The organism is Acidovorax sp. A1169 (assembly GCF_030704685.1).
Lineage (GTDB): Bacteria > Pseudomonadota > Gammaproteobacteria > Burkholderiales > Burkholderiaceae_C > Acidovorax.
Genome location: NZ_JAUZDX010000010.1, coordinates 144826 through 159688, shown reverse-complemented (window position 1 = coordinate 159688; position 14863 = coordinate 144826). Strand labels below are relative to the sequence as shown.

The following is a 14863-nucleotide window of genomic DNA, read 5'->3' as shown; positions in this document are numbered from 1 at the left end:
CTCTCCATCACTTCACTCGCCTCAGTCCAGCGGAGGGGCGAAGATCGTACATGGCTGACAATTCGGAATAGCGAAGGTGCAGCATGTGCTCAAGATCCTGCGGGCTGTATCCCATGTTGTCGCTGAGGTTCGAAAACAGTGCTGCGGTGAGACTTGGCCTTTCTGCGGAGAACTCCAGATTTGCGGGTTCTCTCGTCCTGTAACCCTTTATGGCCATTTGCCGCCAGAGCCACGAATAGGTCCCGGCATCAATCTTTCCAATAGTCTTAGCCCGCACTATCAGAGCGCCCATTGACACCTTCCAGTACGGCTTCAATTGAGCAGCTTTCGCCAGTGTGAATCCAGTAAGTTCCGATGCGATATCCTCTTTCGGCATGAGCAAGGCGGCGGCAAACTCGTCGGCCTGTTGCTCCATATCTGGAGACGGAATTCTGTGCATCACGATGTGCCCCAATTCGTGCGCCAGGCTGAATCGCATTCTGTCCGCAGGCATGTTCTTGTTCAAGAAGATGACCGGTGGCATACCAGCTACTTGGTAGCTCGCACCATCTATTCGGGCGGCTTCCATTTCTGTGAAGATCACCAGAATGCCAGCACGCTCAACATATTCCACAAGGGAGCGCACAGGGCCATGCGGCATGTACCATGCGCGCCGAACCATCCCAGCCACCTCCTCGATCTGCCCCGCAAACTCGTCAGAGTCATATTGAGGCAGCGGCAATTCCGGCTCCACATCTACCGACTGAAGAAGGACACGTGCATGCCCAAGGCGAACGCTCAGTTCAGCAATCACCTTGTCCAGCACTTTTTGGCCAACTGACGCCTTCTTCCTGTACATCGGATGTGCACTAATAGGCGGACCGTACTCTCGTTCAGCCTGATAGAAAAAGGATGGCAGGCAATCAAGTGCCGCAGCGAATTTCTCCAGTTGCTCTGCGCTGGGCTCCTTCAACCCTTGCTCTACCTTGGAGATGAGTCCCTGGGAAAATCCCGTGACTGCCTCCAAGTCAGCTTGACTCAAACCAACCATGCGGCGGCGCAGGCCGACCATCTCAGGCCGGAAGCCTTTATCACGCAGAGCCATCGCCGCTTCCAGTCTTCTTGATCTTTTGTGCAAATTTCTTCGGCTTGAGCACGCGCTCTGCGGGGGTTCCACCATCCACAGGAGCAACCGGCAGAGAAATCACCGTTTGACCATGATCCTCGGCGCCGCCCAGCAGATCGATAGCCCACAAAATCTTGGAGCGATGACGTTGGGCCAAGACCACCTTGTCAATGGCGGTGCCAAGATCGTCCAACGTGTAAATCAGCTCCAGCCTGGCTACACCGTCAAAAAGGTCGACAGAGGCGTCGTTGAAGTCCAGCGCCGCCTGGGTAGGGTAGTTGCGAGACAGCAGCTGGCTAGTGCCCTTTTTCATGCGAACGAAAAAACTGGTGCCGACCAGCAGACCCTGGCAGTTGGCCTTGTTCTCCACACGCACCAGGCCCGAACCCTCAAAGTGAGCTTTGGCGTAGTAGAGGAACTGGTTCCAGATGACATTTGCCCTGACCTTGGGATCTTGCATCGTGCGCGCAAAGGGACCTTGCATCCAGTCGCTGTGGGCTCGCTGCACGAGCGAGACGAGATCCCCATACAAAGGGCGCAGCACAGAGGAAACCTGAGATTCTTGAGCGAATGGCATGACGTTGATGGCGGCGCCGGTAGCTGAGGTGACGCCATTATGGGTCAGAACTACAAAATCAACGACAAATTATTCCAAAAATTATTCCTTACGCAGCTTTGTGGGAGTCCGGCGGCTGTTTTCGCTACTCCCAAGGCTTCAACGACCCAGCCAGAACAGGGCGGCCGTCAGCGCGGCCCTCGAAACTCAATCGGCGCGGGGTCCACGCCCAGATCAAGCCGTGCAGCGTTGATCCAGTTGAGTGAGAGTTGGCGAGTCTTGAATACGTCTGGTACACCTCGTGTTTCCAGGCCATCAAGAAGGTGATTCACCAGAGCATCGTAGGCGTCTAGCACAGGCTGCGGGGCAACCAAGGCCATCCGTCCATAGATCTCAAAGCGAAACGCTTCGAACTCTGCGAAGGCCTCGGCAAAGATCTGGCCTGCTGTTGGATTGGCGGCGATCCCATTCATAGCTTCAAACAACTTGGCCATCCGGTGAACGGCGGCGTCATAGCAAGCAAGCTTGTCTGCATGCGCCTTCTCGTGTTTGCCACGCTGGAGGTCCAACTGCGTTTTCACAAGCGCTAAGCTCGCATCCACCTGGTGGCGCAGGTTCGCCTCCAGTCCCTTGAGCCTCTCGGCATGCGCTGCCTGTTCTGATGCCATCAGACGGTCCGCCCATAATTTGCCGAGCCAGGCAGACAATGCCAGCACGATGACGGCGCCTCCACCAAAGGCGCCAAGAAGGGCGCTCACGAATCCCCCTTGCGAGATCTCCATCTCCCCCTCCTTGTTCAGTCACTCTGGGGTGTCGGTTAGCCTTGAACCGGGCAAGTGGGCTCAATCGAACCCCACTCGACTTCCTTGATGGGGATCAGGCGGCCAGCGTTGACGTGGAAGACAACCCCCTGCGTGCGCATACCGACGTACACGCCATAGCTGTTCTTGGCATTGAGCTCGTAGCAGACCAGCCACCCGCCATCTATGGCGTGCACCCAATTGCCTGTGCCGCGCCAGGTCGCCCACGTCGGGCTGGTCAGCAGTCGAAACTGCTTGATGCTGTCGGGGTCCTTCAAGGTCCGCTCAAGTTGCGCCTGAAGGGCTGCGAGAGCCTCCGCATCGGAGGGGGCGGGGGTAGTCGGCAAAGGCGACCGCATTGCGGCCACAGGCTGAATGCTCGGCGCCTGGACGCATCCGGACACAGCGAAAACGCAGGCCGCGACGATGACAAGTTTCCTCATCCCTCTCTCCTCGTTCTAGCCACTCTGGGTGGGTGCGTATAGATCCTGAGCCGCCCCCATGGCATGAACCCTCAGAATGCCTTCGGCAGCGTCAGCACAGGCGTCGAGGTCAGCGCCCCGCAGTTGATCCCGCTTTGCCGGCCGACGGCGGATTGAATGGCACCGGCAATGCGAACGATGGCTGCACCCGGTACGAAATCGATGTCATAGGTGATATCGCAGGCACCGTAGAGATTCGTGCCGAGAAGGATCGCATTGTTGCCCGCGATGCCCCCAGTGGCCACCTCCCACGTCGCGACTGAATTCACCCGAACAACGCCTAGCGCGGTTGTGAACTGAAGGTTGTTGGCCGGGACAGCAGACAGGCCCACTGCAATCATCGAGTTTCCGTTGGTATGGACGGAAAAATAGGAGCTGCTGCTAGGGTTGAAGTAAATGCCGTCGTATTGCCCCGCAGCTTGTGCTGCGCCTGCTACGAGCATGGCCGCGAGGGCCGCTATTTTCTTGAGCATTGAGTTCTCCTGCTGCGCAGTCAGGGCGCTGTGCGTCGCCTAATTTCGGTTCGGCCTCAATTGCAATGCCGCGTGCCCCACTTGCGACGGCGCGAATCATGGGTTTCCCTCGCCACCGATGGTACACGCTGGTGTATCAATTTGTTTGCACCTCTAAGGGTGATAGACAAACCAGGGGCGCCGCGCGCTGCTGCATCCAGGGATGAGCACCAGGCAGCAGCAGCTCGCTCGGCATGCCGGGCCGGTCAGGGACTCAAGAACGCAAAAATGCTGTTCCAAGCGTACGGCGGAGTGTGCTGGCGGGGCCCGCGATAACCACGAGCGCGCCAAGCGGGAAGCGACGCGCAAACAAAAAAGCCACCCGAAGGTGGCTGTTTGCTTTTTCCAAGACTGCTTGTTTGCAGTCCTCTTCAAGATTCCGTCAATCTCTGAAGCTGGTCTCTTCAGAAGGAACCTTGGTAGGCGCGATTGGACTCGAACCAAGTTGCGGGGCCTTGTAGATCAACGCTCTATTGGAGCGGAGTCACGAGGCCTGCCCCTCTTTTCCCCCTGATTCCCCGGTAATCTCCCCGGAAAATCTCCCCAAATCCAGGCGGGGCGCCCAGGGGCATGTGCCCTGCGACAATGCCCGGCATGGCCCACATCTACTCATCAATCCAGCAGGCGCTGTCCGCCCATTGGGCAGCCCACGACAAGAAATACCCGCAGAAAGTCATCCTCACGCCGGACCAGCACCAGGCGCTGAACGACATGCGCGCCACCGTCAGCACCGGCCAGCCAAGCAAGGGGCCGAAGCCTTTGGCGGGAGAGAAATTCATGGGCGTTCTGATTGAGCACGACATCAACACCCCCGGCGTGATGATCGGTGTGGACGGGGTGGAGACACCCTTGCAGCAGCCAGCCGCCACGGCATGAAGACCTCCGACCTGGCCGGCAAGGCCCTTGACCGTTGGGTGGCTAAGGCCATTGGCCTGCCGCCCGGGCCGGCCTACTCCAGCGACTGGGCGGTAGCAGGCCCTTTGCTTGAAAAGGAGCGCGTGATGCTCTCGCCCATGCCCGGCAAGGGCTGGATCTGGTGCGCTGCCGTCGTGTCGCTCACGGGCAACCCGCGCTACCAGGAAGGGATGACGCCGCTGCAGGCCGCCATGCGGGCGCTGGTGGTCTACAAGATCGGGACCGAGGTGCCCGACGAGGGTTAGGCTGACTTCTGCCATAAAATCGCACCGCTGGCTCAGTCGAGCCGGAAGTGTTCGATGGGTGGTGACGCGCTTCGGCATGAGTGAGTACCCAACCTCACCCCACCCATATGGACCAGTAGGCCCCTCCTCGAAAGATGCGGGGCTTATTTTTTGGCGATAAGCATCGTGCACGCCACAAGCGCCGCGCGCCATGGCGGGCAACAAATCAGGGGCCAGCGATCACTGGCCAGGCTTGCTGGAGGGTTCGGACATCAGCACTGTGGCGGTCAGCCTGGTGCGCCAGCTCTTGATAACTGCGGCTGCACTCTCCGAATAGCTCAGTGACGGTATTGGCGTACTCAGCGACGGCGGCGGGGGCAGCTGTGGCGATGCGACGGGCTGCGTCGGCGGCTTGGTCGCGCAGGCCGTCAGACTCAGCGCGAGCGCGGCCAACATCACGCTGCAGGGCTGCTTCACGGGTGCGTGCTTCATTCAGGGCTCCTTGGTAGTGGGTGGTGATGGCGCGCTCGGTCGCCAGGGCTTTGGCCTGGGCCTGGGCGAGAGCGGTGGCGTGGGCAAGGTTCAGGTCGGCGATCTGCTCGCCCATGCGCCAGTCCTGGACCTGCCAGGCGGTAGTGGCAGCGATGACTGCGCCCAGCAGCCATGCGGCGAGGTGGGTCCAGATCACCGCTGCCCCCAGGGGCCGCAGTACGGCGTGCCGAAGAACTGCGCGCAGTGCATGACCTGCACCCAGTGGTCGCCGTCCAGGCGCCACACGGTGAGCTGCACGTCGGCGGCATCCTGCAGGCTCAGCCCGCCGGCCAGCAGCACGTTGGGCTGGCCGGCCACCGTGCCGCAGCGTTCAAAGCACAGATGCGGGGCCACCCAGTTGTCACGGCCGCGCCACTGCAGCTGCTGGCCTGGCAGTGCGTAGGCCGTGGCCAGGTACTGCTCTGGGGCGGGCGTGGCCGGCGCTGTGATGTGCAGCAGGCCGGCGAGGATCAGGACGTCGATCATTCGGACCTTTCGCACAGGGCGCGCTCCGCGGCGCGGCGTTTCACCAGGCCTGGCAGCTCACGGCCGCCAGCCATCGTCCAGCGGTTCAGCTCCGCGCACGCGCCGCGCATGTCGCCCGCGTTGGCCTTGCGCACCAGCGTGGATCGGCAGAACTGGCCGTTGCCCACGTTGAAGGCGAAGGACAGCAGCGCGGCTTTTTGCGGCGTGGTCAGCGGTTGCGTCACGCAGTCCAGCGCATCGGCGTGCTTGAGCAGGTCGCCCACCAGCATCTCGTCGCACTGCTCGCGTGTGAACGTTTGGCCCATTTGCAGCTCGGGCCCGGTGTGGCCCACGCAGGCCGTCACGATCCCGATCGGGTCGCGATAGGTGCTGGGCACCCAGCCCTCGTGCAGGATCACCAGGGGCGTGGCCAGGGCCAGGGCGCCGGCGCCGATCTTGGCGGCGAGTTGTTGGCGGGGTGTCATTTCGGATGGATCCCCGTCTTGATGGCCGCCCACATGCCAACGATGGCCGTCCCCAGCCCGATGACATAGGCCATGGGCTTGGCCAGGCTGCCGATCCAGTTGAAGACCTTGAAGGCTCCCTTCATCGCCTGGAACATCTCCACGAGTTCGGCCGTGTTGGAGGCCACAGCCTGGGTGGCTTCGGTGTTGGTCTTGAGCTCTGCGCGCACCGACGAAAGATCGTCCTCGATGCGGGTCATGCGGTCGGCACCCTCGGTGAACTGGCGCGCGATGCTCTCCGCTGTGGCTTGGTCGATGCTGTCGTTCATGCGTCAGGGCTTTCCGTGGGGCGTGGGCGGTCGCGGTACTCGGCCGGGGAGTTGGCGCGGTCGTATTCCTTGAGGTACGCGCGGTAGCAGTGGCGGGGGCCCTGCCAGATAAACAACAGGTCAATGACGGGCATCGAGAGCCGACCGAAGAATTTGCCGTCGCGGTGCGCGCGGTAGCTGCGCGCGGACAGGGTTTCATCGGCATAGCCGATGGTCCCGTCCAGCGGCGGGATCAGGGTGTTGCAGAACTGGTCGAAGCCGATGAACACCTGCACGCCCCAGGCTTTGAGAAGGTCCCAGTTCATAGCGGCCGCTCCGTGGGCAGGATGGGTGTGTCCAGGATCTGCAGCGCGCGCCCGGCCGCGAGAAGTCCAGCCGTCTCCAGAAACTGCACGCCCGCCCGGGTGTCGGTGCGCGCCAGGTCCACGAAGGTGGCAGCTGCCGCATCCTCCAGGTAGGTACGCAGCGCAGCGGCTTGGGTGCGCTCGGGCATGGTGCCCGCCGGCTTGTCCAGAGCCGCCAGCTCAAGCCCGATCTTCTCGGCCTGGGTGAAGCGGTTCCGGAATGCCAGGCGGGTGATGTGCCGGCTTTCCAGCACAGGCTCCGGTGCCAGCACCATCTGACGGTCGGGGTCCGCGTAGCAGGTCTCGGGGGTTTCCCACCCGCCCCGCTCTGCGTTCCAGGCCACGGGCCCGGTGCCCGACACCAAGGTGTTGCCGTTGCGATCTTGAAGGTGCCACATGGTGGTGTCCCCGCTCATGCCACGATACCGAGCAGCACGGCAGTCGTGCCCCCGGTGATGGCGGCTTTGCAGCCCACAGGCGACGAGCTGCGCCGGTCGAAGTTGACAGCCGGCATGGTCTGGTTGGCGCGCCAGCGGCCGGCAGTGGCCACGCTCACAGCCTGGCCATCGGTGCCGGCCGTGATGGCCAGCCCCAGCACCGATGCGGCTTGCGGCGACAGGCGCCCATGGGCTGACACCCCGGTCACCTGGGCGCTGCAGAAGGTGAACGCGAGCAGGCCGCAGGGCATGATTTCTGCCCAGAGATTTACGCTCTGGCTGGTGGTCGCCTGAATGGCGAGGGTCGTGGCTTCGGCCACCATCACGCCATCCAGTGCTATGGCGTTCACGCTCCCGACGCTGGAGCCGTCGTACGTTGTGTAATAGAACAGCGGCCCCGTCGCCAGGCGATCAAGCGCCATGCCAACCGTGCCGCCGCCGCCCAGGCTAATGGTGGTCGCGGAAACGATCAGCAGGGTGCCGCCGTTGTCGTAGTAGGCGATTCGCCCTTGAACCGTGGCGATGTAGAACCCGCCGCCACTCTTGGCGCGAATCATCGTGTTGTTCGGCCCGGCCCCCGCCCCCAGCCCGGTGTTATTGGTGACGGTCGTCAACAGGGTGCCGGCGCTGTCATACAGCCGCACGGCCGACACCGTGCCCACGCTCGGATCCACCAGGGCCACGTTGCCGTTTGACAGCTCGATGGCGTAGTTTTCTGAAAAGCCGGCGCTGAGGTTGGCGGCTCCCGTGAAAACGGTGGTCAGGGCACCCTGCAGCACGCCGGCCGCGTTGTACCGGGCGAACTTATAGGCGGTCGAGGTGCTCCGGTAGTAATAGACCCAGAACCCGCCGGCCGCCAGCGGCAGCGCGCAGAAGTTGGCGCCGGCCGATGCTGCCTCAATGGTGGTTTCAGCGCCCTGCAACACTCCTGAAGCGTTGTAGCGGCTGAAAAAGACACCCCCGGAAGCGGTTTTGTCATAAGTCACCACCAGATCGCCGTTCACCAGCGCGGTGGCGTTCCACCCAACGGCCGAGCCGCCGCCGAGTGACGCGATTGTGATCGCGGCAAGCACAACCGCCCCCGCGTTACTGTAGACCGCCATCTTCAGCGTTGCGCTCTCAGACCAGCACACCGCGAAGTTGCTTGCCCCCAACTTGAGCACCCGGGCAGAGGAGATGTTTGCCACTGCAGACACCGCGACCGTCGCCACTGGGGCCTTGATCGGGCTGTACACCCGGCAGGTCAGCGCGGTGCTCGCGGTCGTGCCGTCCCCGGTGTAGAGGCACGCAACATTGCCGTTGCCTAGCACCGCCAGCGGACGCCCGGGAGGGCCGCTGTAGTTGGCTGCCGCAACGTGGGCTGTAACTCCCAGCCCTGTCAGGGCGGTAACCCCTGCGGCGGTGTTTTGGGTGGCCAGCGACAGGCCATCCACGCCCCGGCGGCCGAATCCCGAGGCCTCCACGCGCACGTAGTCGCCCACGGTGACAGCGTCGCCGGTGATGGTGACGGCCAGGGGTTCATGCAGCGCTGCCGCCGCGTTCGTCGTGTGACGTCCCATTTATTGCTCCTCGAATCCGAAAGCCACGGCCGACGTACTGCCGACCGACGAATAGCCCACCAGGTACTGCCCGGGTCCGACGACGATGGCGCTGCGCTCGAGCACGCCCGCGCTCGGCAGGTACTGGTCGTACTCCAGCCACTCGGCCGCCGTGGGGGCGGCAGTGCTGGCCAGGGCCAGGCGCACCAGAGTGCCGGCGGCTCCCCGGTTGACCATCGATACCGTTACGGTGCCGGTGGTCAGCGCCGGGGCCGTGTAGATCGTGGTGTTGACGGCAGCGGCGATGTCCACCGCGCCCAGTTTTCCGTTCGGCATATCAGGCTCCTGCTGCGTAGAAGAGCTTGCTGCGCGATGGCACAGCAGCCCATTGAATGACGCCGTTCACGACAAGCAGCGCGAGGGGGGCGGCCTGAACGGGCGCAACGGGCAGGCCCAGGGCGCCACCGGCATATGCCGACACGAACGCCTGCACCCAGTTCGTGCTGGCCAGCAGCTGGCTGTTGTCGCCGGGGGCCACGGGTGTGGTGGCAGTGACCGTGCCGGCCAGGGTGGCGCTGCCGGTCACCGTCAGGGCTCCGGTGATGGCTTGGTCACCCGTGAAGGCGTTGCCGCCAGCAAGGTTGGCCTTGCCCGCCAGGCCGGTGTCGATCTGACCGGTCTTGGCGGCCACGCCATCGAAGCCGGTCTGCACGCGCTGGAACTCGTCCTTGAGGACCTGCTCGTCCACGCGCTGGCCGGGCAGTGGGTTGAAGACTCGGGAGTAGAAAGGGTTGGGCATGGCTTACCTGTCCAGACGGCGGGGGGTGTAGACCACCGACACGCTCTGCAGCGTGTGGGGCAGTTCGATGCTGGATCGACTCACGAAGCTGAGGCACAGGCTGGTGCCGACGCCATCGAGGCGGATCTTGTTGAGCGTGTTGACGGGCACGCTGTAGTAGCTCTGGCTGTAGTTGCTGACGCTGTAATAGGCGCCGCCAGCGTTCTGCTGCACGTCCACAACGTCGGTCAGGCCGATGGTGGGATCGCCCAGGCTGTATTCGCCCTGGACCTGCAGGCCGCAGGCGCTGCGGTTTGAGCTTTCCAGGTCCACGCGCCGAAAGCGCTTCTTCTCAATCGGGCTCTTGATGTGGTTGAAGGCCAGCTTGAGGTAGCCCACGATCTCGCCGCCGTCGAAACTGCGGCCACGGTCGGCCTCGTACACCATGCCGTCGTCGCTGCCGAAGAAGTTGCGGTGCACGCCGTCGATCAAGGCCCCACACGTGCAACGCACGGGCCGGCCGTAGCTGATCGGCATGAAGGCCAGCGTACTGCCGTCATCGGTGGGGATAGGCGTGATGCTCAGCGCATCGCCGCTGGCGAAGAAAAGCCGCATGCGGTTGTCGGCCCGGTTGACCACCGATGCCACTACCTGCCGAGACTTCAGCAGGCGCTGAATGCGCGCCGACAGCGGCAACCGCACGAAGTTGCCAAAGGCCTGCGTGGCACTGACCATGGCCACTCCCAGCGGGTCAAAAACCAGTATGCGGCCCAGGTTCTGCACACTCCAGCGCTGGGCGCCGACGTCATCGGCGAAGTTCACAAACTTCCAATCCGCGCTGGAGCTGCCGTACAGAACCCAGCTGCGCGCCGCGGCAAACACCATCAGGGCGCCGCCATCGGCATCTGCAGGCAGAACCTGAAAGCCTGTGACCACATCGCCGGCACCAATCTCCCCAGCGCCCACCACCACCGACCAGCGATAGGGGTCAGTGATCGCGCTGTGCTGCACCGAGCCTTCGAAGCTGAAGAACAGGTGCCCCTTGTGCGCCACGCAGTGCGTGGGCTTGTCGGCAGCCATGCCGGTGGCGATCGGCACCAGCACATCACCGTCGAATTCGAAGCCACGGTTCACGCCATCCGCGCCATAGATCCGCTGCACGCCGGCCTTGCCGGTGAAGTTGTAGACCACGGCATCGATCCTGCCGCCTGGCAGCTGCGCGATCGCCGTCTCGGCGCCGGACAGCGTGGCCGTCGCGCCGGCGGTCAGCGCCCCGGCCGTGAATGCCCCACCGCTCGGCGCAGTGATGATGAAGCGGCCCTTGGCGGTGTTCGACTGCCAGGTGCCTGATTCCGTCACCACGCGCTTGACGATCGCGGAAACGGCCCCCTTGGTGATGTTCGCGCCCACGGCCGGCTCGGTGCCACTGCCAGCGGTGAATGCCAGCTCGTAGTAGTGGAACACCTGGGCCCAGCCAGCGGCCGTGCTCTTGAAGAGGTTGCACGCGGTGGCGGCCACGTTGTCGCGCCAGGCGTAGAGCACGCCACTCAATACGGCGATGCCCCGCACAGGCCCAGAGCCAGGCACGGCACCAATGTCCGCGCGGTAGCTCTCAGCCGCCAGCGCTGCGAAGGTGTTGTCGTCGGCCCCCATGATGTCGGATGCGTCGCCGTTGAAAACACCCACGGGGTTGCCGGCCACGGTCAGCGTCTCGCCCACGACGAAGGTGCCGGCGACACGGGTGACCACCAGCTGCGCGGCGCTGCGCACGGCGATGACGCGGGCAGTGGCGGCAGACGTGGCACCGGTGACGGTGTTGCCAACGACGACGCCCGCGAAGGCCACGGCGGCCTGCATGCACTTGTAGACCGCATCGCTGGGGCGTGCGCGCCCGTCGAAGCGCTCGTAGCCCCCCACCCGCTCGTACCCCGCCAGGGCCGAGCTCTCGTAGTTCACGGCGCCAATCACCGTCCCAGGCCGCAGCGTGAGCTGGGGCGACTCGGAATCCAGCCCCCCGGCCAGAGGGAAGTACTGGGTCTTCAAGGGAGGCATACGCATGTCGCTCATGCCAGGGGCCTCGCGCCAAAGCCGGGCCGTGGCAGCTGCGATTGCGCCAGCGCCGAGAAACCCATGCTGTAGTTCTGGTCCGCCCGCTGGTAAACCTCGCTGGCTGCGTCGAAGCCACCGTATTCGCGCAGCGCACGCCACGCGATCAGGTTGTGGAAGCGCGCCGGCAGTGGCGGCTCGTCGGCATCCAGGGTCATGTCCACCACGTCGCGGACATAGGAAGCGCGCACCTGGTGGGCGCTGTCCGGCATGGGTCCGACCAGCAGCTCCCCGCCAGGCGCAATGCTCCAGAAGCGCAACGGCCCGGGAGAGTGCGCACCGACCAGAAAGCGCGCACGGAACTGGTCGTACGGCAGGAACTGCAACCCGCGCTCCGAGGCCTGGCCATCGGCCACGCGCCAGGCGCTGGGGCGGTACTCTGGGTTCTGCTGTTTCCAGCTGGCCCAGTCGGCGAGCGCGAACCCCGGCAGCGCCGCTCCAGGCGGCAGCGTTATCCCTGTGGCCTGGCCAAGCGCCTCGCCCCGGCGGAACAGCCAGGACTCGTGCGCCAGGGCGATATCGCGCCACGCCCAGTTCACCCACTCGAACACGCGCGCATCGTCACCACTCGCGGTGGTGACGGATGCGGGTGGGCCGCCCGACAAGCCGCTCTCGCGCTTGACGGCCCGGGCCAGTTGCAGGAAGTTCACGCCGCGGCCCCTGGATCAGTCTTTGCGCTGCAGGGGGAAGCGTGGCTTGTCCACCCAGCGGGCCTTGAACGGGTCGTCGGGGAACTCGGGGTCCGCCTCGCGCACAGAGTAGGTCAGGCCTTCGATGTGGTCGGCCATCTCCACTGGCACGCGCACCCACTTCTCGCGCTGGACCTGGATTTGATAGTTGTTGATGCCGAAGAAGGGCTGTGTCGGCTCGTTCGCCTCGCCCTTGAAGAGCTTGATCTCGACCGTCTGGCCCGAGAAGCCATGCTGCTGCACGGCCACATCGATATCGGTGTTGCTGCCAGCAGCTTCTTCGGCAGCGGCCGCAGCTGCGGCCTTGGGTTGTGCTCTTGCCATTGTGATTTCCTTGAAGAAGGGGCCGGCAGAACACCGGCCCCTGGGTTGCTGATCGCCGATGCGCCCGATCAGGCGCTGACGCCGTGCTCGATGCGCGTCATCCAGGCGTCGTTCAAGATCGCCGCAGCGCTCCACAGCTTGAACGCCACGTGGCCACGCTGGCCCATCGGGTCGCTGTCACTGGGCTTGGGGTTCACCACGATGGGCGTGAGGCCCGAGCCGGAGGCGGAGAGCTGCACCGTGGCATAGGCTTCCTTACCCACCACCACCGACTGGTACACGTCCACCGCAGCACCGCCCAGCATGCCGTTCAGCGTTGCGCTGCCGGCGTTGGCCAGGGCGGCGTACAGCGTGCTCGACATGAAGCGGATGTTTTCGAACGAGCCCACCTCGGCGTCGCTGATCGCTTTGAACGAGCCGTAGTTCTGGATGCGCGTGTACCCGTTGGGGAACAGCGTCAGGTTCTGCAGGTCCAGCTCCACGTTGGGGTGGATGAAGCAGATGTAGCACTGCGGGATAGGCGTGGTGCCCACGCCGTCGCTGGCCGCCACCATCGTGGTCAGCGGGCGGGCATCCTGGGCCTTGAGCTGGCGGATGGCCCGGCGCGCCACGTTGGCGGTCATCGCGGTGTTGAGCGTGTTGCGCGCCACACCGTTGGCGTACATCACCTGGGAGCCGGCCTTGATGGTGTTGTACAGGATCATTTCCTGCGTCTGGCCTGCCGTCTCGCCCAGCGACTCGCTCAGCTCGGACAGCACGGGGTCTTCGTGCGTGTCCTGGATCACGTCGGTGATCTGCACGCGCTGGCCGTACTGGTCCAGAGTGGCCGACACGTCGGTGCTCGTGATGTTGCCGGCGGCAGGCGTCACGCCTTCGGTCAGCGGGGTAGTGGTCGGCGCCAGGCGGCCGTAACGGCGCCACTTCACGACCTTGGTTTTGCCCTTAGGCACGGCCGTGACCACGGCGAACTTCGCCATGTTCAACATGGGCTGGGCACGCTCCAGCATCTTGTCCACCGCATAGGCGGCGGTACGGGGGGTGATATCACCGTAAACGGTCATTTGGAATTGCTCCTAAATCGAATGGATTTCAGGCAGCGCGCTGGGCTTTGGCGAGTCGCTTGTCGCGGAAATAAGCCACGTTGGCTTCGAAGTCGTCCTCAGGCGGCAGGCCTCCCTGGTTGCCGCTGTTGCGGCTGGGAAGTCCGGCGGCGGCTTTGAGGCGCGCGTCGTTGGCTCGGGCTCGTTCGGCAGCAGGGGCGGGGGCCGGTGCGGCGGTCTGCTGTGTCGGGTACTGGGCGATGGGCGCTTTGCCTGCGCGGCGCAAGGCGGCGTCGTAGGCGTCCATTACCACCATGGCTTCCCCGGGGTCTTGCCCCTGGTAGAAGGCCTGCTGCGTTGGCTGTGGCTGCGTGCGGATCCAGGCGTTGAACTCTGGGCTGCGCACCACCTCCACGGCATTGGGGTACGTGGTCTGGAACGTCTGCATCGCGGCCTCGAAGGCGGCGGCGCGCTGTTCCTGCTGGCGCTGGTTGTGCTCTGCACGCAGGTCGTGCAGCGGCTCGACCATGCGGGCGGCGGTCTGCTCGGCCACCGTGGCGGCTTTGGCATCCACCGCCTGCAGGGCCTGCTGCACTGCGCCCACCAGACCTTCCAGTTCGGGGAAGCCCTTTGCCTTTTCTGCCAGAGCCGCCAGCTTGGTTGCGGCGTCTTCACCGAGCGGCTGCTCGGGTGATGGCGCGGCCTTCTTCAATGTGGCGTTTTCCTGCTGCAGACGCTCGAGCTTGGCGCGGGCCTCGGCCAGATTGCGGTTGAGCGCGCCGACGCGGCCCAGCTCACTGCGCGCATGCTGCAGTTGCTGCTGCGTCTGCTCCAGGAGCTTGGCGGGGTCGGTGGCTGGAGCCGCACCTGGTGCTGCTGATGCCTGGCCGGTGGCCTGGGATGGCGCGTTTCCGGCGTCCGTGGATTGACCATCAGCAGCTGCGGCAGCACCATCGCTGGGCGCGGGCGCATCCGCTGGTGCAGGTGCCGGCGCTGGTGCTGCAGTGGTGGACTCGGCCGCACGTTCCTGGCGCAACTCGTCGAGAGCTGCCGCCATCTGGTCTTCGGGGTCGAGGTTTTCCGTTCCTGCTGCTGGTGCTGCTGCGCTCATGTTGATCCTTCGGCGTGCCCCTGGCGGGGTAGAGGCGGTTGACACCGGGCACGTCGCCCGTGGTGGCAATGTGGATCAGGGGAGCAGGATCACGAACCGTTGGCATTAATGCC

General features: G+C 64.3%; 21 protein-coding genes. 2 read left to right on the top strand and 19 right to left on the bottom strand.

Annotated features, from left to right (window positions below; all coding sequences use genetic code 11):
- Positions 1-7 precede the first annotated feature (7 nt).
- The 5 genes from QYL93_RS17720 to QYL93_RS17700 all read right to left on the bottom strand — a co-directional run bounded on the left by QYL93_RS17720 (position 8) and on the right by QYL93_RS17700 (position 3416).
- A complete protein-coding gene (locus QYL93_RS17720; protein ID WP_305744871.1) occupies positions 8-1084 on the bottom strand; it encodes an XRE family transcriptional regulator in 1077 nt (358 codons plus the stop codon).
- Positions 1071-1682 carry a hypothetical protein gene (locus tag QYL93_RS17715; RefSeq protein WP_305744870.1) on the bottom strand — a complete coding sequence of 204 codons (612 nt, stop codon included), beginning with the start codon at positions 1680-1682 and terminating at the stop codon, positions 1071-1073. Before QYL93_RS17715 ends, QYL93_RS17720 begins: the two co-directional genes overlap by 14 nt.
- A gap of 167 nt (positions 1683-1849) precedes the next feature.
- Positions 1850-2443: a hypothetical protein gene (locus QYL93_RS17710; RefSeq protein WP_305744869.1), complete on the bottom strand. Its 594-nt coding sequence runs from the start codon at positions 2441-2443 to the stop codon at positions 1850-1852.
- A 35-nt stretch (positions 2444-2478) separates the two neighbouring features.
- Entirely contained in the window at positions 2479-2904 is a 426-nt protein-coding gene (locus QYL93_RS17705) for a hypothetical protein (RefSeq protein ID WP_305744868.1), read from the bottom strand.
- Between the two features lie 71 nt (positions 2905-2975).
- Positions 2976-3416 carry a hypothetical protein gene (locus tag QYL93_RS17700; RefSeq protein ID WP_305744867.1) on the bottom strand — a complete coding sequence of 147 codons (441 nt, stop codon included), beginning with the start codon at positions 3414-3416 and terminating at the stop codon, positions 2976-2978.
- A 633-nt stretch (positions 3417-4049) separates the two neighbouring features.
- Between QYL93_RS17700 and QYL93_RS17695 the strand changes: the two genes are divergently transcribed.
- Positions 4050-4331 carry a hypothetical protein gene (locus QYL93_RS17695; RefSeq protein ID WP_305744866.1) on the top strand — a complete coding sequence of 94 codons (282 nt, stop codon included), beginning with the start codon at positions 4050-4052 and terminating at the stop codon, positions 4329-4331.
- A complete protein-coding gene (locus tag QYL93_RS17690; RefSeq protein ID WP_305744865.1) occupies positions 4328-4615 on the top strand; it encodes a phage protein NinX family protein in 288 nt (95 codons plus the stop codon). The genes QYL93_RS17695 and QYL93_RS17690 overlap by 4 nt, the downstream gene beginning before the upstream one ends.
- A 205-nt stretch (positions 4616-4820) precedes the next feature.
- Here QYL93_RS17690 and QYL93_RS17685 read toward each other — a convergent pair whose 3' ends face one another.
- The 14 genes from QYL93_RS17685 to QYL93_RS17620 form a co-directional block, all read right to left on the bottom strand.
- On the bottom strand, positions 4821-5282 hold the full coding sequence (locus QYL93_RS17685) for a hypothetical protein (RefSeq protein WP_305744864.1): 462 nt from the start codon (positions 5280-5282) through the stop codon (positions 4821-4823).
- On the bottom strand, positions 5279-5611 hold the full coding sequence (locus QYL93_RS17680; protein WP_305744863.1) for a hypothetical protein: 333 nt from the start codon (positions 5609-5611) through the stop codon (positions 5279-5281). Before QYL93_RS17680 ends, QYL93_RS17685 begins: the two co-directional genes overlap by 4 nt.
- Positions 5608-6075 (bottom strand): lysozyme, encoded by a 468-nt coding sequence (locus QYL93_RS17675; protein ID WP_305744862.1) that lies wholly within the window; start codon positions 6073-6075, stop codon positions 5608-5610. Before QYL93_RS17675 ends, QYL93_RS17680 begins: the two co-directional genes overlap by 4 nt.
- Positions 6072-6383: a hypothetical protein gene (locus tag QYL93_RS17670; RefSeq protein ID WP_305744861.1), complete on the bottom strand. Its 312-nt coding sequence runs from the start codon at positions 6381-6383 to the stop codon at positions 6072-6074. The genes QYL93_RS17675 and QYL93_RS17670 overlap by 4 nt, the downstream gene beginning before the upstream one ends.
- Positions 6380-6688, bottom strand: coding sequence for a hypothetical protein (locus QYL93_RS17665; RefSeq protein ID WP_305744860.1), 309 nt, complete (start codon positions 6686-6688; stop codon positions 6380-6382). The genes QYL93_RS17670 and QYL93_RS17665 overlap by 4 nt, the downstream gene beginning before the upstream one ends.
- The gene (locus QYL93_RS17660; RefSeq protein WP_305744859.1) at positions 6685-7125 is read right to left on the bottom strand and encodes a hypothetical protein; all 441 of its coding nucleotides are present in this window, start codon (positions 7123-7125) and stop codon (positions 6685-6687) included. Before QYL93_RS17660 ends, QYL93_RS17665 begins: the two co-directional genes overlap by 4 nt.
- Positions 7126-7139: 14 nt before the next feature.
- Positions 7140-8723 carry a hypothetical protein gene (locus QYL93_RS17655; RefSeq protein WP_305744858.1) on the bottom strand — a complete coding sequence of 528 codons (1584 nt, stop codon included), beginning with the start codon at positions 8721-8723 and terminating at the stop codon, positions 7140-7142.
- Positions 8724-9038 (bottom strand): hypothetical protein, encoded by a 315-nt coding sequence (locus QYL93_RS17650; protein ID WP_305744857.1) that lies wholly within the window; start codon positions 9036-9038, stop codon positions 8724-8726.
- Position 9039: 1 nt separating this feature from the next.
- Positions 9040-9501, bottom strand: a complete 462-nt coding sequence (locus tag QYL93_RS17645; protein ID WP_305744856.1) for a hypothetical protein — start codon at positions 9499-9501, stop codon at positions 9040-9042.
- Positions 9502-9504: 3 nt separating this feature from the next.
- Positions 9505-11547 carry a hypothetical protein gene (locus QYL93_RS17640; protein WP_305744855.1) on the bottom strand — a complete coding sequence of 681 codons (2043 nt, stop codon included), beginning with the start codon at positions 11545-11547 and terminating at the stop codon, positions 9505-9507.
- A complete protein-coding gene (locus QYL93_RS17635; RefSeq protein ID WP_305744854.1) occupies positions 11544-12236 on the bottom strand; it encodes a hypothetical protein in 693 nt (230 codons plus the stop codon). The genes QYL93_RS17640 and QYL93_RS17635 overlap by 4 nt, the downstream gene beginning before the upstream one ends.
- 15 nt (positions 12237-12251) lie before the next feature.
- Positions 12252-12599, bottom strand: coding sequence for a hypothetical protein (locus QYL93_RS17630; protein ID WP_305744853.1), 348 nt, complete (start codon positions 12597-12599; stop codon positions 12252-12254).
- Between the two features lie 68 nt (positions 12600-12667).
- Positions 12668-13660: a N4-gp56 family major capsid protein gene (locus QYL93_RS17625; RefSeq protein WP_305744852.1), complete on the bottom strand. Its 993-nt coding sequence runs from the start codon at positions 13658-13660 to the stop codon at positions 12668-12670.
- A 28-nt stretch (positions 13661-13688) separates the two neighbouring features.
- Positions 13689-14750: a hypothetical protein gene (locus QYL93_RS17620; protein WP_305744851.1), complete on the bottom strand. Its 1062-nt coding sequence runs from the start codon at positions 14748-14750 to the stop codon at positions 13689-13691.
- Positions 14751-14863 lie beyond the last annotated feature (113 nt).

Excerpts from the sequence above, each read along its gene's own strand:
- QYL93_RS17700 (WP_305744867.1), bottom strand. The coding sequence starts at position 3,416 with ATGCTCAAGAAAATAGCGGCCCTCGCGGCCATGCTCGTAGCAGGCGCA.
- QYL93_RS17625 (WP_305744852.1), bottom strand. The coding sequence starts at position 13,660 with ATGACCGTTTACGGTGATATCACCCCCCGTACCGCCGCCTATGCGGTG.
- QYL93_RS17630 (WP_305744853.1), bottom strand. The coding sequence starts at position 12,599 with ATGGCAAGAGCACAACCCAAGGCCGCAGCTGCGGCCGCTGCCGAAGAA.
- QYL93_RS17710 (WP_305744869.1), bottom strand. The coding sequence starts at position 2,443 with ATGGAGATCTCGCAAGGGGGATTCGTGAGCGCCCTTCTTGGCGCCTTT.
- QYL93_RS17650 (WP_305744857.1), bottom strand. The coding sequence starts at position 9,038 with ATGCCGAACGGAAAACTGGGCGCGGTGGACATCGCCGCTGCCGTCAAC.
- QYL93_RS17695 (WP_305744866.1), top strand. The coding sequence starts at position 4,050 with ATGGCCCACATCTACTCATCAATCCAGCAGGCGCTGTCCGCCCATTGG.
- QYL93_RS17690 (WP_305744865.1), top strand. The coding sequence starts at position 4,328 with ATGAAGACCTCCGACCTGGCCGGCAAGGCCCTTGACCGTTGGGTGGCT.
- QYL93_RS17645 (WP_305744856.1), bottom strand. The coding sequence starts at position 9,501 with ATGCCCAACCCTTTCTACTCCCGAGTCTTCAACCCACTGCCCGGCCAG.
- QYL93_RS17675 (WP_305744862.1), bottom strand. The coding sequence starts at position 6,075 with ATGACACCCCGCCAACAACTCGCCGCCAAGATCGGCGCCGGCGCCCTG.
- QYL93_RS17705 (WP_305744868.1), bottom strand. The coding sequence starts at position 2,904 with ATGAGGAAACTTGTCATCGTCGCGGCCTGCGTTTTCGCTGTGTCCGGA.
- QYL93_RS17655 (WP_305744858.1), bottom strand. The coding sequence starts at position 8,723 with ATGGGACGTCACACGACGAACGCGGCGGCAGCGCTGCATGAACCCCTG.
- QYL93_RS17680 (WP_305744863.1), bottom strand. The coding sequence starts at position 5,611 with ATGATCGACGTCCTGATCCTCGCCGGCCTGCTGCACATCACAGCGCCG.
- QYL93_RS17715 (WP_305744870.1), bottom strand. The coding sequence starts at position 1,682 with ATGCCATTCGCTCAAGAATCTCAGGTTTCCTCTGTGCTGCGCCCTTTG.
- QYL93_RS17670 (WP_305744861.1), bottom strand. The coding sequence starts at position 6,383 with ATGAACGACAGCATCGACCAAGCCACAGCGGAGAGCATCGCGCGCCAG.
- QYL93_RS17640 (WP_305744855.1), bottom strand. The coding sequence starts at position 11,547 with ATGAGCGACATGCGTATGCCTCCCTTGAAGACCCAGTACTTCCCTCTG.
- QYL93_RS17660 (WP_305744859.1), bottom strand. The coding sequence starts at position 7,125 with ATGTGGCACCTTCAAGATCGCAACGGCAACACCTTGGTGTCGGGCACC.
- QYL93_RS17620 (WP_305744851.1), bottom strand. The coding sequence starts at position 14,750 with ATGAGCGCAGCAGCACCAGCAGCAGGAACGGAAAACCTCGACCCCGAA.
- QYL93_RS17720 (WP_305744871.1), bottom strand. The coding sequence starts at position 1,084 with ATGGCTCTGCGTGATAAAGGCTTCCGGCCTGAGATGGTCGGCCTGCGC.
- QYL93_RS17665 (WP_305744860.1), bottom strand. The coding sequence starts at position 6,688 with ATGAACTGGGACCTTCTCAAAGCCTGGGGCGTGCAGGTGTTCATCGGC.